This window comes from Nocardioides sp. NPDC051685, from assembly GCF_044453405.1.
GTDB lineage: Bacteria > Actinomycetota > Actinomycetes > Propionibacteriales > Nocardioidaceae > Nocardioides.
In genome coordinates this window covers 240,361-256,727 of record NZ_JBITCR010000006.1, presented here as the reverse complement: position 1 = coordinate 256,727, position 16,367 = coordinate 240,361, and the positions used below count along the sequence as shown (strand labels likewise).

The 16,367-nt window shown below is 71.1% G+C and carries 18 protein-coding genes; 7 read left to right on the top strand and 11 right to left on the bottom strand.

Going from position 1 to position 16,367, the window contains the following annotated elements; all coding sequences use genetic code 11:
- Window positions 1-169: 169 nt before the first annotated feature.
- Window positions 170-1,054 carry a LysR family transcriptional regulator gene (locus tag ACIA03_RS19240; protein ID WP_396985399.1) on the top strand — a complete coding sequence of 295 codons (885 nt, stop codon included), beginning with the start codon at window positions 170-172 and terminating at the stop codon, window positions 1,052-1,054.
- Between the two features lie 19 nt (window positions 1,055-1,073).
- Here the strand turns inward: ACIA03_RS19240 and ACIA03_RS19235 are convergent, their stop codons facing one another.
- Complete coding sequence (locus ACIA03_RS19235) at window positions 1,074-2,006, bottom strand: AraC family transcriptional regulator (RefSeq protein WP_396985397.1); 933 nt, start codon at window positions 2,004-2,006, stop codon at window positions 1,074-1,076.
- 190 nt (window positions 2,007-2,196) lie between these two features.
- On the opposite strand from ACIA03_RS19235, the gene ACIA03_RS19230 reads away from it, so the two are divergent.
- Window positions 2,197-2,772: a flavin reductase family protein gene (locus ACIA03_RS19230; protein WP_396985395.1), complete on the top strand. Its 576-nt coding sequence runs from the start codon at window positions 2,197-2,199 to the stop codon at window positions 2,770-2,772.
- A gap of 19 nt (window positions 2,773-2,791) precedes the next feature.
- The gene (locus ACIA03_RS19225) at window positions 2,792-4,375 is read left to right on the top strand and encodes a 4-hydroxyphenylacetate 3-hydroxylase family protein (RefSeq protein ID WP_396985393.1); all 1,584 of its coding nucleotides are present in this window, start codon (window positions 2,792-2,794) and stop codon (window positions 4,373-4,375) included.
- Window positions 4,376-4,420: 45 nt separating this feature from the next.
- Here ACIA03_RS19225 and ACIA03_RS19220 read toward each other — a convergent pair whose 3' ends face one another.
- Complete coding sequence (locus ACIA03_RS19220) at window positions 4,421-4,756, bottom strand: hypothetical protein (protein ID WP_396985390.1); 336 nt, start codon at window positions 4,754-4,756, stop codon at window positions 4,421-4,423.
- 57 nt (window positions 4,757-4,813) lie between these two features.
- Between ACIA03_RS19220 and ACIA03_RS19215 the strand changes: the two genes are divergently transcribed.
- Window positions 4,814-5,272 (top strand): MarR family winged helix-turn-helix transcriptional regulator, encoded by a 459-nt coding sequence (locus ACIA03_RS19215; RefSeq protein ID WP_396985388.1) that lies wholly within the window; start codon window positions 4,814-4,816, stop codon window positions 5,270-5,272.
- 31 nt (window positions 5,273-5,303) lie between these two features.
- On the opposite strand, the gene ACIA03_RS19210 is transcribed toward ACIA03_RS19215, so the two are convergent.
- From ACIA03_RS19210 to ACIA03_RS19200, 3 genes are read right to left on the bottom strand one after another with little or no spacing between them, the layout of a single operon-like run.
- Window positions 5,304-6,068, bottom strand: a complete 765-nt coding sequence (locus tag ACIA03_RS19210; protein WP_396985385.1) for a hypothetical protein — start codon at window positions 6,066-6,068, stop codon at window positions 5,304-5,306.
- Window positions 6,065-6,793: an ABC transporter ATP-binding protein gene (locus ACIA03_RS19205; protein WP_396985383.1), complete on the bottom strand. Its 729-nt coding sequence runs from the start codon at window positions 6,791-6,793 to the stop codon at window positions 6,065-6,067. The genes ACIA03_RS19210 and ACIA03_RS19205 overlap by 4 nt, the downstream gene beginning before the upstream one ends.
- Window positions 6,786-7,460 (bottom strand): class I SAM-dependent methyltransferase, encoded by a 675-nt coding sequence (locus tag ACIA03_RS19200; protein WP_396985381.1) that lies wholly within the window; start codon window positions 7,458-7,460, stop codon window positions 6,786-6,788. The genes ACIA03_RS19205 and ACIA03_RS19200 overlap by 8 nt, the downstream gene beginning before the upstream one ends.
- 53 nt (window positions 7,461-7,513) lie before the next feature.
- On the opposite strand from ACIA03_RS19200, the gene ACIA03_RS19195 reads away from it, so the two are divergent.
- Entirely contained in the window at window positions 7,514-8,098 is a 585-nt protein-coding gene (locus ACIA03_RS19195; protein ID WP_396985379.1) for a TetR/AcrR family transcriptional regulator, read from the top strand.
- A 3-nt stretch (window positions 8,099-8,101) separates the two neighbouring features.
- Here ACIA03_RS19195 and ACIA03_RS19190 read toward each other — a convergent pair whose 3' ends face one another.
- Window positions 8,102-8,446, bottom strand: coding sequence for an ArsR/SmtB family transcription factor (locus tag ACIA03_RS19190; protein ID WP_396985377.1), 345 nt, complete (start codon window positions 8,444-8,446; stop codon window positions 8,102-8,104).
- An 89-nt stretch (window positions 8,447-8,535) separates the two neighbouring features.
- Between ACIA03_RS19190 and ACIA03_RS19185 the strand changes: the two genes are divergently transcribed.
- Window positions 8,536-9,858 carry an NAD(P)-binding domain-containing protein gene (locus tag ACIA03_RS19185; protein ID WP_396985375.1) on the top strand — a complete coding sequence of 441 codons (1,323 nt, stop codon included), beginning with the start codon at window positions 8,536-8,538 and terminating at the stop codon, window positions 9,856-9,858.
- Here the strand turns inward: ACIA03_RS19185 and ACIA03_RS19180 are convergent.
- Window positions 9,845-10,288: an arsenate reductase ArsC gene (locus tag ACIA03_RS19180; protein WP_396985373.1), complete on the bottom strand. Its 444-nt coding sequence runs from the start codon at window positions 10,286-10,288 to the stop codon at window positions 9,845-9,847. The two genes, ACIA03_RS19185 and ACIA03_RS19180, sit on opposite strands and share 14 nt — an antisense overlap.
- Before the next feature lie 30 nt (window positions 10,289-10,318).
- Entirely contained in the window at window positions 10,319-10,990 is a 672-nt protein-coding gene (locus ACIA03_RS19175) for an ArsR family transcriptional regulator (RefSeq protein ID WP_396985371.1), read from the bottom strand.
- A gap of 45 nt (window positions 10,991-11,035) precedes the next feature.
- Between ACIA03_RS19175 and ACIA03_RS19170 the strand changes: the two genes are divergently transcribed.
- Window positions 11,036-11,749 carry an aquaporin gene (locus ACIA03_RS19170; protein WP_396985369.1) on the top strand — a complete coding sequence of 238 codons (714 nt, stop codon included), beginning with the start codon at window positions 11,036-11,038 and terminating at the stop codon, window positions 11,747-11,749.
- Here the strand turns inward: ACIA03_RS19170 and ACIA03_RS19165 are convergent.
- Genes ACIA03_RS19165 through ACIA03_RS19155 form a run of 3 tightly spaced genes read right to left on the bottom strand, consistent with a single transcriptional unit; the run spans window position 11,736 to window position 16,350 of the window.
- The gene (locus tag ACIA03_RS19165) at window positions 11,736-12,467 is read right to left on the bottom strand and encodes an alpha/beta hydrolase family protein (protein ID WP_396985367.1); all 732 of its coding nucleotides are present in this window, start codon (window positions 12,465-12,467) and stop codon (window positions 11,736-11,738) included. The genes ACIA03_RS19170 and ACIA03_RS19165 overlap by 14 nt on opposite strands.
- Window positions 12,464-13,690, bottom strand: coding sequence for a benzoate/H(+) symporter BenE family transporter (locus ACIA03_RS19160; protein ID WP_396985365.1), 1,227 nt, complete (start codon window positions 13,688-13,690; stop codon window positions 12,464-12,466). Before ACIA03_RS19160 ends, ACIA03_RS19165 begins: the two co-directional genes overlap by 4 nt.
- A complete protein-coding gene (locus ACIA03_RS19155; RefSeq protein WP_396985363.1) occupies window positions 13,687-16,350 on the bottom strand; it encodes a LuxR C-terminal-related transcriptional regulator in 2,664 nt (887 codons plus the stop codon). Before ACIA03_RS19155 ends, ACIA03_RS19160 begins: the two co-directional genes overlap by 4 nt.
- Between the last annotated feature and the right edge of the window lie 17 nt (window positions 16,351-16,367).

Genomic DNA, 16,367 nt, shown 5'->3' with positions numbered 1-16,367 from the left:
CGGGGCGGCGGGGCCCGCCCCGGGGCGGCGTGGCCGGGGGGCGCCCGCGGGGGGCGCCCCCCCCCCCCCGGGCCCCGCGTCGCCCCCCCCCCCCCCCCCCCCCCCCCGACGTAAGTGACGTCTCGGCAGGGTTGTCACGGGCAGACTGAGACTCTGCGAGTATGAGTGCATGGAGCTGCGCCATCTTCGCTACTTCGTCGCGGTCGCCGAGGAGCGTCACTTCGGGCGGGCGGCGCAGCGGCTCCACATGGCGCAGCCGCCGCTGTCGCAGCAGATCCGGCAGCTCGAGGCGGAGCTCGGGCTGACCCTGCTCACCCGTACGACGCGGCGGGTCGACCTGACTCCCGCCGGGGCCGCGTACCTGGAACGGGCTCGGGAGATCCTCGGCGCCGTCGACGCCGCCGCACACGAGGCCGCCAGCATCGCCTCGGGGCGGCGGGGGCGGCTGCTGATCGGGTGCGTCGGATCGGCGACGTACTCGCTGCTGCCGACCCTTGCCCGCACCCTGCGCACGGAGCTGCCCGAGGTCGAGTTCGGGTTCCGGGGCGAGATGCTCTCGCCGGACCAGGCCGCGGCACTCGCCGACGGCACGCTCGACCTGGGCCTGCTCCGTCCCCTCCCCGACTCCGCCGGTCTCGCGATCACCCACCTGCGCCAGGAGGACCTGCTGGTGGCGATGCCGAAGGACCACCGTTTCGCCGCCCGTCGCCAGGTACGTGTCACCGACCTCGACGGCGAGGGCCTGGTCATCCACGCCGGCAGCGGCCGCTCGGCGATGAACGCGATGATCCAGCACCTCTTCGACGAGGCCGGGATCGGCACCCATATCGCCCACGAGGTCGCCGAGACCTCCACCCTGGTCACCTTCGTGGCCGCCGGCCTGGGGGTCGCCATCGTGCCCGAGCCCACCGCGGCCCTGGCCGTCCCCAACGTCGTCTACGTCCCGCTCTCGGGAACCCCCGGCGTCGAGCTCGTCGCCGCCACCCGTGCCGGCGACGAGAGCCCCCTGCTCACCCGCGCTCTCGCCATCCTGGCCGCCCTCAGCAACAACTAGCCGACTCGGCGGGTGGGCGTCAGCGGCAGCGCAGCGTCTGCGAGGGGGCGACGCCGTAGGCCTGCCGATAGGCGGCGGCGAAGCGACCGAGGTGGGTGAAGCCCCACCGGTAGGCGACCTCGGCGACGGTGTCCCCGCGGCTGGCGATGAGGTCGGCGTGGACGCGTTCGAGACGGATCTCCTGCAGCCGCTGGGTGGGCGTACGGCCGAGGTAGCGCTGGAAGCCCTGCTGGAGCCGGCGGATGCCGACGTCGGCCTCGCGGGCCAGGTCGGAGACGGTCCACTCCCTGGCCGGGTCGGCCTCCATGGCCTCCACGACGCGGGAGACGATGCGGGGCTGGACGGAGCCGACGGCGGGCTCCTCGGGGAAGCAGGCGGCGACGAAGGCCGCGGTCAACGTCCCGGCCAGCCGGCGACGCACCCGCTCGTCTCCCACCAGGGCCGGGTTGCGCATCGCCTCGGTGCCGAGCGAGCCGAGCAGGCCGATCCAGGCGCGGGCACCGTCGGCGCGCAGGTCGAGCTGGGCGGGCAGCCGGTCGGTGTGCAGGCCGACCAGGGCTGCCACCTCCTCGACCAGATAGTCACGGTCGACCCGCATGCCGACGATCGAGCAGTCGGCCGACCACCGCGTCATCTTGGTGGGACGGTCGGGCGGGCACACGGTCGCCTGGCCGTCGAGCGAGAGCACATGGGCACCACCGACGTTGGCCTCGAGCACCCCGCTGCGCGGGACGTTGACCGCCCAGGCACCTGGGTGGTCCGACTCCACCGACACCTCCGCACCCCAGCCGATCCGGGTCAGCCGGACCGGACCGAGGTCGACCGCACGCAGCTCGGCAGGGCGAGCCGGCCGGCCGCGCATGGTCAGCGCATGCGGGAAGTAGACCCGGGAGACCTCGTCGGAGAAGGTCTCCATGTCGCCGGACGATGCGGTGAGAGTGCCCGTGCTCATCTGCCACCCCCTAGTGACGTCCTTCACATTAACAGCGCATCGGCTTCCCGCCGAGAGCGTCCGGAAACCCGGTGCGCAATCCGGACAACCCCTTCGCCCAGCGGATCGCCGCCCTCGCGATCCCGATCTAGCGTCGTCCTCCGACGTGACCGCCGCCACACATCCCGCGGCCCGACGAAGGAGGAGCTCCATGGACCCACGCACCCTGCGGTCGACCTTCGGCCGCTTCGCGACCGGCGTCACCGTGATCACCTGCCACACCCCTGACGGGGCACACCACGGCGCCACCGTCACGGCCTTCACGCCGATCTCGCTCGACCCGCCGTTGGTGCAGGTCGCCATGACGCGTACGTCCAAGGCGGCTGCCTACCTCGAGGGCGCCGCCTTCGCGGTCAACGTCCTCGCCGCCGACCAGAGCGATGTCGCCATGCACTTCGCCGGCCGCCCCTGCAGCGACCCGCTCCCCTGGCGCGAGGGCGCGACGGCGCCGCGGCTCGGCGGGACGGCCGCGACGCTGGTGTGCCGCCCGTGGCGTACGGACGACGGCGGGGACCACCTGCTGTTCCTCGGCGAGGTCGTCGAGGTGATCACCACCGACCGCAAGCCGCTGCTCTTCCACGACAGCGCCTTCCACCACATCGGCAACCCGTCCTCGGAGGTGGTCTGGCTCGGCTGCCAGGACGACCCCAGCACCGGCTGGTTCGACGCCACCACGTCGTTCACCGCCATCGAGGCTCCCGCGATCCCGCGATCCACCCACTACTGATCCGACCAAGGAGAGAACCATGACCGACACCCTCGCCCCCGAGTCCCGGACCGACGGCCCGCCGACCGTCAACCCGGCCGCCGAATCGCCCGCGAACAAGCAGACCAACTTCGCCTCCCGGCCGATGACCGGCGACGAGTACATCGAGAGCCTGCGCGACGGCCGCGAGATCTACCTGCACGGCGAACGGGTCGAGGACGTCACCACGCACCCGGCCTTCCGCAACCCGGTGCGGATGACCGCGCGCCTCTACGACGCCCTACACACCGGCCCGCACGTCGACGAGCTCACCGTGCCGACCGACACCGGCAACGGCGGCGTCACAATGCCGTTCTTCAAGACCCCGACCTCCTCGGCCGACCTGCTCAAGGAGCGCGACGCGATCGCGCGCTGGGCGCGGATGACGTACGGCTGGATGGGCCGTTCCCCCGACTACAAGGCCAGCTTCCTCGGCACGCTGCATGCCAACAAGGAGCTGTACGCCCCGTTCCAGGCCAACGCCGAGCGCTGGTATCGCGAGTCCCAGGAGAAGGTCCTGTACTGGAACCACGCGATCATCAACCCGCCGGTCGACCGCCAGCTGCCCCCGGACGAGGTCGGCGACGTCTACATGAAAGTCGAGAAGGAGACCGACGCCGGCCTGATCGTCTCCGGCGCCAAGGTCGTCGCGACCGGATCGGCGATCACCAACTACAACTTCATCGCCCACTACGGCCTGCCGATCCGCAAGAAGCAGTTCGCGCTGATCTGCACCGTCCCGATGGACGCCCCCGGCATCAAGCTGATCTGCCGCTCCTCCTACACCGAGCAGGCAGCCAAGAACGGCGAGCCGTTCGACTACCCGCTGTCGAGCCGGATGGACGAGAACGACACCATCTTCATCTTCGACAAGGTGCTCGTGCCCTGGGAGAACGTCTTCATGTACGGCGACGTCGACCGGATCAACGCCTTCTTCCCGCAGTCGGGGTTCCTGCCGCGGTTCACCTTCCAGGGCTGCACGCGCCTGGCGGTCAAGCTCGACTTCATCGCCGGCCTGCTGATGAAGGCACTCGACGCCACCGGCTCGGGGGGCTTCCGCGGCGTACAGACGCGGGTCGGCGAGGTGATCGGCTGGCGCAACCTGTTCTGGTCACTGACCGAGTCGATGGCCCGTGACCCCGAGCCGTGGGTCGGCGACGCGGTGATCCCGAAGCTGGAGTACGGCCTGACGTACCGGATGTTCATGATCCACGGCTACCCGCGGGTCAAGGAGATCATCGAGCAGGACGTCGCTTCGGGGCTGATCTACCTGCCCTCGGGCGCCGCGGACTTCAAGAGCCCGGAGGTGCGGCCGTACCTGGACAAGTACGTCCGTGGCTCCAACGGCATCACCGCCGTCGACCGGGTCAAGGTCATGAAGGCGCTGTGGGACTCGATCGGCTCCGAGTTCGGCGGCCGTCACGAGCTCTACGAGCGCAACTACTCCGGCAACCACGAGAACGTGAAGGCCGAGCTCCTCTTCGCCGCCCAGAACCGTGGCGGGGCGGACGCGATGAAGGGTCTCGCCGACGAGTTCCTGGCCGAGTACGACCTCGACGGCTGGACCGTGCCGGACCTGTTCTGACGAGAACCCATGCCGAGTCGGCGCGTTATGACGCGCCGACTCGGCTCAGCGCAGCACGAGCCAGAGCCCGACCGCCGAGGGCAGGAGGCCGAGGAGAAGCCACGGCGTGAACGGGCTGCGCCGGTGGATGAGGAAACCTCCGGCCAGACCCAGCACCCCGAAGCCCGCCGCGATGACGCACAGCCCGACTCGTGAGCTCTGGTAGACCGGGTCGATCGCCACCGCTCCGATGACCAGCCCCACCACCAGGTGGGCGACGGTGAACACGACGAGCACGGACGCCACCCACTGCTTCACGTGAGTGAGCGACTTGTCGTTGACGGGCCGGATCGGGTTGTCCGGGTCCATCAGGTGGCGTGGTCGTCGCGGTTGCTCGTTCACGGCCTCATACTTACCAGGCAAACTGTTTGCGCACCAACTATTGGTACGCTAACTCACATGCCGACGAAGAAGGATCCGCTCTCGGGGATCGAGAACCCGCTGGCCCTCGATCAACAGGTCTGCTTCGGCCTGGCCGTCGCCGCGCGCAGCGTGATCGCCCTCTACCGCCCCCTGCTCGAACCGATGGGACTGACCCACCCGCAGTATCTGGTCATGCTGGCCCTGTGGGAGGAGGAGCCGCTGCGCGTCTCCGAGCTGAGCCGCAAGGTGCAGCTCGACCCCGGCACCCTCTCCCCACTGCTCAAGCGCCTCGAGGCCCAGGACTACATCCGGCGCGAGCGCAACAAGTCCGACGAGCGCTCGCTCGCCGTCGTCCTGACCGAACGCGGCCGCGCGCTGCGCGACGACGCCGAGAAGATCCCGCCCGCGATCGTCGAGCGTCTCGACATGAGCGTCGACGACCTCATGGAGCTCCACCGCCGGCTGTTGGAGGTCATCGCCGCGGCGACGCGGTGAGCGACACGAGAGGTATGGATCGCCCGGACGGTCAGGTGACGTCTCGGCTCATCGAGATACGGGTGCCGACGATGGTGAAGAGCAACCCGTATCCCGCGAGCACCAGACCACCAGCCCATGGGGCGAGGTAGTCCTGGGTGCTGAGCGAGACCTGGGTGAGCGCTGCGGATGCGGATCCGGGGAGATAGGCGGTCCAGTCAGACAGCGCCGGCACCGCGGTGACGATGGGCTCGGCCACGAAGCGGTAGACGAGAAGGCCGACCACGGTGGCGACCTGATTGCGCACCATCGCGCCCAGACCGACACCCAGCACCGCGAAGATCGTGACATCGGCGACGACGCCTGCGTACGTGCCGGGGAGCCCGTTGCCGAGCGGTGCCACGTCGACGCCCTTGGCACCGAGCCATGGCCAGGCGACCAAGGCAACGACCAGCAGGCACAGGACTGCATATCCGACCCCGACCGCGGCGTAGAGGGCCAGCTTGGCGGCGACCACCCTCCAGCGGCGAGGTGTCGCGAGGAAGGTCGCGGTTGCCGTTCGATGGCGGAACTCTCCGGTGACTCCGATCGCCGCCAGGACGGCGACGAGTGTGCTCGCGCCACCTGAAGCAACCGCGAAGAGGGTCTGCTGACCGGCAGCACTGTTCAGTGACGCCGTCATGGTGTCAGGGTCGTCGCTGAACCCGATCAACAGGGCCGCGTAGAGGGCGGTCAGCGCCATCGAGGCCAGGAGCAGCCAGGCCCAGAGCCTGGTGGAGAGCAGCTTGCGGATCTCGGAGGTGATGAGCGGTCTCATGCCCGGGTCTCCCGGTTGGTGGTCAGCTCGAAGAAGGCGGTCTCGAGGTCGCCGTGGTCACCGGAGAGCTCCTCGAGCGTCGCCTGTCGGATCAGGACGCCGCGATGAAGGATGACGACACGGTCGACCAGCTGCTGCATCTCGGTGAGGACATGGCTGGAGACCAGCACGCTCCGCCCTGCTTCGGCGTACCCCCTGAGGAACTGGCGCAACCAGACGATGCCTTCGGGATCGAGTCCGTTGGCCGGCTCGTCGAGGATCAGCACATCAGGGTCGCCGAGGAGTGCGGTGGCGAGAGCGAGGCGCTGCCGCATGCCGAGCGAGTAGCCACCGACCGATCGGTTGCCGGCATCGGCGAGGCCGACCAGTTCCAGCACGGCATCAGCCCGCGAGGAGGGCAGAGAAGCCGCGGCGGCGTAGATCCGGAGATGGTCGAGGCCGGTACGCCCAGGATGGAACCCGGTGGACTCGAGAGCCGCACCGACGACCTCGAGGGGCGCCGCGAGATCGGCGTACTCGATCCCTCCTACTGTTGCTCGGCCGCGATCCGGGCGAACCAGACCGAGGATCATCCGCAGAGTGGTCGTCTTGCCGGCCCCGTTGGGCCCGAGGAAGCCCGTCACCGAGCCGGGCTCGACCGTGAAGCTCACGTCGTCTACCGCTGCGACTCCCCCATAGGACTTGGTCAGCCCACTGACCTCGACCCGCCCCTCGCTCTCATGCACCGTCATCACCTGCGAGAACCGCGATACCACTGACATGGAAGGAGATCGGCGTGCGCGCCTGCGGCCACAGGAATCTCTCCGACACGGTGATGCGGAATCCAGCCTCGGTGATGGACCGGCGCGGATCGCGGCCGAGGTGGCACCCTCCGGCAAGGGTTGGATACACGGTGGCGTCCATGACTCGCTGCAGAGTCGCGATGGGCACCGAGTCCGCAACACCGTGCTCGAGAAAGCGCAGCTCGCCACCAGGCCGCAGCACCCGACGAGCTTCGGTCAGACATGCCCGTACGTCTCGCACGGAGCAGAGCACGAGAGTGAAGACCACGGCGTCAGCGCTGGCGTCGCGCGATGCCAGGCGCTCACCCGTTCCGGAGACGACATCGATCGGCACGTCGACACCTGACGCGGCGCATACAGCCTCAGCGCGGAGAGACGGCTCGGGCTCGACCGCCGTGACCCGTCGAACCGCGCTGGGGTAGTGGACGAAGTTCGCGCCGGATCCGGCACCGACCTCGATCACGTCGCCGTGCACCCCGGCCAGCAGCGACCGCCGCCGAGCGCCCATCCCTCCTTCGTCCATGGCCCGCGCCATCGCCGGGTAGAGCCTGGCGAAAATCGGCCTGCGTCGCGACGGGGCCGCTTCATCCTGCATCAAGTTTACTCGCATGTATACAACCGTAGATGTAAACTTCGCGATATACAATAGAGAGGAAGAGCGGCATGCCCCAGCCCGCAGCCAAGACACGGTTGCCCCGCGCAGAACGACGAGCCCAGATCCTGACGGCCGCGACACGCGCCTTCGCCAGGCACGGATTCGCCGACACCGGCCTCGACGAGATCGCGGACGAGGCCGGCATCACCCGTGTCGTGCTCTACCGGCACTTCGACTCCAAGGCCGAGCTCTATCGGACCATCCTGGATCAGGCCTGCGGCCGCCTGGCCGAGCAAGTGGGCACCGACGACTTCGAGGACGACGCGATTCCGGCGCTGCTCAGGGCCGCCGCCCAGGATCCGGACGCGTTTCGGCTGCTCTTCCGCTTTGCCACCCGCGAACGTGAGTTCCAGGACCTGACGGACAGCCTCTCAGCCACGGCAGTGGCAGTGGCGCGCTCCAATCTCGCCAAGCAGATCCCGGCGGGGCCTTGGCTGGACTGGGCATCACGCCTGATCCCGACCATGACGACCGATGCCGTCATCGCCTGGCTGGACAGCGGGCAGCCCGACCCGGACACGGCAGCAGAACGGATCCGAGCCGCGGTCCACGGGATCAGCCAAGCAGCAGCTCAACCGCCGAGCTCCAGCTGACCCCTAGGACGTCAGCGCGCCGGCGAGCGCGTCGAGGGCGCCGGGGACGATGGAGAAGTAGGCCCACCGACCGCGCTGCTCGCGGGCGACCAACCCGGCCTCGACGAGCAGCTTCATGTGATAGGAGACCGTCGGCTGGGACAGCCCGACCGGCTCGGTGAGATCGCAGACGCACGCCTCCTGGCCCTCGGAAGCAGCGATGATCGAGAGCAGCTTGACCCGATTCGGGTCGCCGAGCGCCTTGAACGTCCGCGCCAGGGCCTCGGCCTGGTCGTCGTCGAGGACGCCCGCGGTCACCGGTGAGCAGCACGCGGCAGCAGCGGAGGGAAGCACAGGGAGAACCGTCATGGAGGCAAGTCTACCGAATGATATTGACGAACGTCGATACGTGACCTAAGGTCGCCGACATATCGACGTTCTTGAATCTGAGGAGCATCATGACCGACCTTCCCGTTGCTGTCATCGGCGCCGGACCCCAGGGGCTCGCGGCCGCCGCCCATCTGCTCGAGCGCGGGCTCACCCCGCTCGTGCTCGAGCAAGGGGGCGAACCTGCTGCGGCCGTCGCCGAATGGGGTCACGTACGCCTCTTCTCGGCGTGGCCCGAGCTGGTCGACAAGGCCGCCGCCCGGCTTCTCGAGCCGACCGGCTGGGAGGCGCCGGAGAAGGGCTATCCCACCGGAGCGCAGTGGCGCGAGAGCTACCTCGTCCCGCTGGCCGACGCCCTGGGCGACCACGTCCGCTACGGCGCCACGGTTACCGGCGTCTCCCGCAAGGGCCGTGACCGGCTGGTCGACGCGGAGCGCGCCGAGCAGCCGTTCGTCCTCCACGTGACCGGCGCCGACGGCACCGAGGAACGCATCGAGGCGCGCGCCGTCATCGACGCCTCCGGCACCTGGCGCCGCCCCAACCCGGCCGGGGCCGACGGGCTCCCCGCCCTCGGAGAGCGCGCCGCCCACGCGGCCGGCACGGTCACCTACGCGGTGCCCGACCGGGCCGACGCCGCGACCTACGCCGCCAAGCACACGGTCGTGATCGGTGCCGGCGACTCCGCCTTCAACGCCGTCAACGAGCTCACCGCCATCGCCAAGAACCACCCGGGGACGACGATCACCTGGGCGATCCGCCGGGCGGTCTCGACGAACACCTTCGGTGGCGGCGAGGCCGACGAGCTCCCGGAGCGGGGCGCCCTGGGCGTACGCGCCAAGAAGGCCGTCCAGGACGGCAACGTCGAGCTGGTGACCGGGTTCCGCACCGCACGGGTCGACGGCGCCACGGTCACCGCCGAGGACGGCCGCGTGATCGAGGCGGACCAGGTGGTGGTGCTGACCGGCTACCGCCCCGACCTCGGCTTCCTCAGCGAGATGCGGCTCGACCTCGACCCTACGCTGGAGGCGCCGCGCAACATCGCGGTCCAGATCGACCCCAACATCCACTCCTGCGGCTCGGTCAGCGCGACCGGCGCCAAGGACCTCGCCCAGCCGGAGCCCGACCTCTACCTGGTCGGGATGAAGTCCTACGGCCGTGCGCCGACCTTCCTGGCGATGACCGGCTACGAGCAGGTACGCAGCGTGGTGGCCGAGCTCGCCGGCGACCACGACGCGGCGGCCCGGGTGGAGCTCGAGCTCCCCGACACCGGGGTCTGCGGCGGCGCGGGCGTCTTCGACGACCCGGACAGCACGAAGGGCGGCGGCTGCTGCGGTCCGACGGCCCCGAGCGAGGAGCTGTTCACGATCAGCCGGGCGCCGATCACTCTCTCGTAGTCGAGCGGGCCGGGGTGACGCCGAGCTCGCCGAGGAGGCCGAGCACCCGCTGCTCGATCTCGTCCCGGACGCGGCGTACGAGCTCGATGTCGCCGCCCTTGGGGTCGGTGACCTTCCAGTCCTCGTAGCGCTTGCCGGGGTAGAACGGGCAGGCGTCGCCACAGCCCATGGTGATGACCGCGTCGGCGCTGCGTACGACCTCGTCGGTCCAGGGCTTGGGGAACTCGCCGGAGATGTCGATCCCGAGCTCGGCCATCGCCTTCACGGCGACCGGGTTGATCGCGGTGGCCGGCGCGGAGCCGCCGGACCAGCCGATCGCCTGGTCGCCGGCGTAATGCTGGAAGAAGCCGAGCGCCATCTGCGAACGACCGGCGTTCTCGACGCAGAGGAAGAGGACGGCGGGCTTGTCGGCTGCCGACGAAGCGTCCATCGGGATATCTCCTTGTGGGGGGTGTGGGGTTCAGGAGTCGAAACGGGAGGCGAGCGCCCTGACCCGGCGCTCAAGCTCGAGGTAGGCAGCATCGAAGGCCTCGGGGCCCTTGTCCACGGGGTCGGGGATCGACCAGTGCAGCTCGCCACGGACCTTCGGCGTCTCGTGGGCACGGTCGCACACGGTGATCACCAGATCCTCGGGATCGAGCACGTCATCCATCCGAGCGGGCTCGATGATCGGGAGGTCCAGGTGATGGCGGGCAGCAGCGTCGACCGTCCCCGGATTGATGCGATCGGCAGGATGGGTGCCGGCCGATGCGGCCGGGATCGGGCTGACCTGGCGCCACAGCGCAGCAGCCAGATGCGACCGCGCCGAGTTGCCGGTGCAGACGAACAGGACACGCCTGGGCACCGCCACGGGGGATGCGGTGCCCAGGCTCTCGAGCGTGTCCTGCTCGAGGTGCAGGTACGTACGTCTCCCGTCGCCCTCGGAATGATGACGGGACACGACACCTGCGCTCACCAGCGCCTGGACGTGGTGGGCAAACAAGTTCGACGGGACGTTCAGCATCCCGGCGAGCTCTGTGGGGGAGGCATCACTGATCTGGAGGCTGTCGACGATGCGAAGCCGCACCGGATCGCCGAGCGCTGCATGAATCTTGGCCCGACGTTCCAACTCGGCCTGTCTCTCAACCTCCATTGACTCAATGTTGACTGAGTAATCTCCGGCCGTCAAGATGCAGGGGTGAACTCATCTCTCCCCCGCCGCCTGCTGGCCGAGCTCGTGGGTAGCGCCCTGCTCGTCGCCGTGGTCGTCGGATCCGGCATCGCCGCGCAGGAGCTCTCGCCCGGCGACACCGGCCTGCAGCTCCTGGAGAACTCGATGGCGACCGTCTTCGGGCTGGCCGCGTTGATCCTGATGCTGGGCCCGGTCTCAGGGGCACACTTCAACCCGGTGGTCTCGCTCGCCGACTGGTTCCTGGGACGCCGTGCGGGCAAGGGGCTGTCGTTGGGCGAGGTCGCGGCCTACTCGGTCGTCCAGATCCTCGGTGCGGTCGGGGGCGCGGCGCTGGCCAACGTCATGTTCGAGGTCGACCAGGCGATCTCGGCCAAGGAGCGAGCCACCGGCGGCCACCTCGTCGCCGAGATCGTCGCCACGGCCGGTCTCGTGGCCCTGATCTTCGCGCTCGTACGCAGCGACCGCGGTGCTCTCGCAGCGCCTGCGGTCGGTGGCTACATCGGAGCCGCCTACTGGTTCACCAGCTCCACCTCGTTCGCCAACCCGGCCGTCACGATCGGCCGGGTCTTCTCCGACACCTTCGCGGGCATCGCGCCGGGCTCGGTGGCGCCGTTCATCCTCGCTCAGCTCGTGGGCCTCGTCGTCGGCGTACTCCTGATCCTGGCTCTCTACCCCGGCGTCGGCGACAAGGCCGACGACGCCGTCGTCAGACCTGGCTGACCGCGGTGAGCAGGTGCGGCCAGGCCGACGAGGTCGGGTCGCCCCAGGCGGCGTGGTCGGCGCCGTCGACTACCTCGAGACGTACGCCGGGGTGTGCTGCCGCGTAGCGCTCGGAGATCGCGAGCGGGATCACGGCGTCGGCGGTGCCGTGGAGGACCCGCACCGGAACCCGAGGCGCGAGGCCGAGCGGGTCGGCGGCGGCGTACGCCTCGGGGTTCTCGGACGGGGTGCCGCCGAGGAACTCCTCGACCGCGCCGTCGCCGAGGCCGTCCGCGCTCATCGCGGCCAGCGCGGCCGCGGGAGCCAGGGCGACGGCACCGGTGACCAGGGTGCCCGGGCGGGCCGCGGCCCAGAGGGCGAGCTGACCGCCGGAGGAGTGTCCGACCAGGGTGATCCGGCGGGGTGCGTCGTTGTGGACGGTCCACTCGCGACCGCTGAGCTGGATCGACTCGATCGCGGTCTCGATGTCCTCGAAGGCCTGGCGCCACTGGCCGTGTCCGTGCCGGTACTCCACGGTCGCGGTCAGATGCCCAGCCTCGGCCAGCGCCCGGCCGGCCGACCAGGTGCGGATCCGGTCGGAGTCACGCCATAGCCCGCCGTGGAGCAGCAGGACGAGCGAGTCCGTCGCCTCCGCCGGCTCGAAGACGTCGGCGACCTGCCGGGCGGTGGCGCCGTAGCGCATCGTCGCGTCGGGGTAGGTGGTGTCGGTCGTGGTCATGGCTTCTCCTCGCGCTTGTGGTCACGGTCGAGCAGGATGCTGACCGCGACGCCGATCACCAGCCCCCAGAAGGCGGAGCCGATGTTGAAGACGGTGATGTCGGCGACGGTCACCAGGAAGGTGACCAGCGCGCCGGTGATGTGGGGGCCGCTGAAGGCGGTCTGGAAGGCACCCTGGAGCGGCTTGAGCATGGCCAGACCGCCGAGGACGGCGACGTACGCCTCGGGCATGGTGGTGATGACGCGGACCATGCCGGGGGCGAGCAGCCCGAACCCGATGGCGAGTACGCCGCACCAGACCGCCGCGGCATAGTGCCGGCGCCGCTCCCCCGAGGCGGTGACCAGCGCGTTCGTCGGCCCCGCGAGGCAGGTGGACACGCCACCGAACGGGGCCGCGACCAGCGAGGTCACCCCGCACCAGCCGGTCACCTGGTTCATCCGCGGGTCGTGGCCGGCGGCGCGCAGCACGGCCATGCCCTGGCCGTTCTGGACGACCAGGACGGTGATCAGCAACGGGATGGTGAGCTCGACGAACGCGGACCCGCTGATGACGGGCGTCGTCCAGACCGGGTCGATGATCCAGCGGCCGGAGACCTCGACGGCAGGCCTGTCGGCGAGGCTCACGGCCACCGCTCCGACCGCCAGCGCCACCAGCACCGACGGGAGCCAGCGCGCCAGCCGCGGGACCGCGCTGACGGCGACGAAGGCGGCCACCATCGGTCCGGCGACTGCCAGGTCGCGGTCGACGGCGAGGACCAGATCGGTGCCGAAGCGGAGGAAGACACCTGCCACCATCGCCATCACGATCGGCATCGGCAGCAGGTGCATCACCCGGTCGACCTGCCGGGTCAGGGCCAGCGCGACCAGCAGGATCGCGGCCATGCAGAACCCACCGACCGCCTCCGGCCAGGTGGTGCCGGCGGCCATCGCCTGGCCGACGACCACGGTGCCGGGGATGGTCCAGAAGTAGACCAGCGGCTGCCGGCACCAGCGTGAGGCGATGATCGTCAGCACGCCGTTGAGGCAGAACACCGCGCTCACCCAGGAGGCGACGACAGCGGCGGAGAGACCGGCGCCCTGGCCGACGGCCAGGATCACCGCGACCGGCCCGGTGCAGGAGAACAGGAACCCGATGAAGCCGTTGACCAGCTCGTGGCGGCCCAGGTCGCGCCTCAGGCCGCCCCGGGCCTCGCGGACGTCGGTGTCGTCGAGGTCGGTGCTCATGGCTCCTCCGTCTGCTCGGCCGCCATCGCGGCGAGCTCGGTCCGGCTGCGGACGCCGAGCTTCGCGTAGATGCGGGTCAGGTGGTACTGCACGGTCTTGGGCGAGACGAACAGCTGCGCGGCGACCTCCCGGTTGGAGAGGCCCGAGGCGACCATCTCGGCGACGGTCTCCTCCTGCGGGGTCAGATCGACCGGGCCACGCCGGCCTCGCGGGGCACGCACACCCCCGGCGCGCAGCTCACGCTGGGCGGCGTCGACATAGGTCAGCGCTCCCAGCCCGTCCCACAGGTCGCGCGCGGAGGAGAGCAGCGCCTCGGCGTCGCGGCGGCGGCCGGCGCGGCGCAGCGCCTGGCCGTAGGCGAAGGTGACCCGGGCACGCTCGTAGCGCAACGGCAGTCCGTCGAGCAGCTCGAGCGCGCGGTCGAAGGTGTCGCGGACCCCGGCGAGGTCGCCGCGAGCGCCGTGCCAGCGGCCGCGGGCGGTGGCCAGCCTGGCCTGGGCGGAGCGGTGCTGCTCCTCGCGGGCGCGGGTCTCGTGCGGGCGGAGGAACTCATCGGCCTCGTCCAGGCGGCCCTCCGCGATGAGCGCGGCGGCGTACGTCTCGGCCCAGGGCCAGATGGCCGGCTCGCTCAGCGCGCTGCCGGCCGGGGCCTGGGTGAGCGGCTCGAGGATGCGGAGGACGGCGCGAAAGTCGCTGCGCGCCTCGGCGATGTGGGCGCGGGCGAGGAGCGCGGGGACGCGCATGATCTCGTAGCCCTGCGCCCCGACCTCAGCGGCGCGGGCGGTGCGGGTCGCGTCCTCCCAGCTGCCACGCAGCAGGTGGGTCTCGGTGGCCGTCCACTCCAGCAGCGGGGTGACCAGGGCGATTCCGGACTCGGCGGCCAGCGCTCGGCCGGCCGCGACCGTCTGCAGGGCCGCGTCGCCCTCACCGGTCAGGAACTGCACCCGGGCCAGCCAGGCCAGGGCCCACATCGAGATCCGGGTCGAGCCGCCGAGGACCCGAGGGTCGGTGACCCCCTCCAGGCGGCTGCGGGCCTCGTCGGGCTCGTCGGAGAGTACGTCGAGCCAGCCACGGCCCATGGTGACCCGCTGGGTCTGGGCGCTGTGTCCGACGCGGCGCGCGGCCAGGGCGTACGCCTCGTGGGCCTCCTCGAACCGGCCGGCCATCGCCAGCCCGAGCCCGCGGATCGCGGCCGCTTCGACACCGGCGGCCGAGTCGCGACCCGCCAGGGAGATCGCCCGGTCGGCCCAGGTGACCAGCTCCTCGCCGCGGCACAGGGCCAACGAGTGCAGCACGTGCCGGGTCGCGATCAGGGCGGCGGTCTCCGGCTCGCGCTCGGCGTTGACGATGTCCCAGGCACGCTTGAGCCGCACCTCGGCCTCGGTGGCGCGACCACGCAGGATCGCGAGATAGGCGAGCACCGCGTCGCGCAGCGGCGTCTCCCGCAGGCTCTCGACCACCGGCACCAGCGCCGCAGCGCCCATGCCGTCGCCGGCAGCGACCAGGGCGTCGACGGAGCGGATCAGGCGGTCGTCGCGGCCTACGGGGTCATCGGTGAGACGGCTGGCGTCGCGGTAGAGGGCGGCGGCCTGTGCCCAGGCGCCCTCGTCGCCGCGCCGCTGCGCCAGCCGGGCGACCTCGTCGGCGAGCTCGGCGTCGGGCAGCGGGGTCGCGGCGACCAGGTGCCGGGCCCGGCGGACCTCGTCGTCGACGATCGCGGCGGCGCGCCGGTGCGCGTCGGCGGCCCGGCGGGCGCCCATCGTCGCCAGCACGGCGACACCGATCAGTGGCGTACGCCATCGGGGGCGGTGGTCACGGGTGGTCTCGACGAGCCCGGCGGCCGCCAGGGCGTCGACGGCGGAGAGCGGGTCCTCGAGCCCGGCGAGGGACGCGGCCTGGCCCAACGAGGCGTCCTCCCCCAGGATCGCGAGGGCCTCGGCGAGGGCACGTCCGTCGGCGCCGCAGCCGGCGAGCGCGAGCTGGACCTCGTCGCGTACGTGGACGGGGGCCGGCAGCTGGGTGTCGGGACGTGCCCAGCGGCTCGGCGGGAGCTCGTCGAGCAGGGCGACCGCGTCGCGCGGGCTGCCGGCCGTGTGCCGGGTGAGCACCTCGGCCATCGCCGGGTGCAGGACCCGTCCGCGCAGCGAGGCGAGCTCACCGACGGCGACGGCGTCCAGCCCCTCGATGCGAATCGTGTCGGCGGCGATCTCGCCGAGGAACTGGGTGCTGCGGGTGGCCGCCAGCACCACCAGCACCGGTGCGTCGTGGTGGCGGCGCAGCGCGGAGGCGATCGCCTGCAGCGAGAACGTGTCGGCGAGGTCGGCGTCGTCGACCAGGACCAGGCCGGGCTCCTGGCCGGCCCCGACGGCCCGCGCGACCAGAGCGTCAGCCGCGGCGACCGGGTCTGCCGGCGGCGCCTCGCCGAGCAGCTGGCGGAGCACCGCGCCGGGCGAGTCCTGCTCCCAGGCGCCGGCGCGGGCCGCCAGCGCCGGCGCCGCGACCCGGTCAGCCAGGCCGCGCAGCAGCGCGGTCTTGCCCAGCCCCGGGTCACCGAGGACCAGGACGGCGGCTGAGCCGGAGGCGCGGGTGAGGGCCAGCCGCGAGGTGAGCTCGACGAGCTCGTCCTCGCGACCGACACACCCAGCTCTCTCGATGAGCACGGTCACACCCTAGGCCC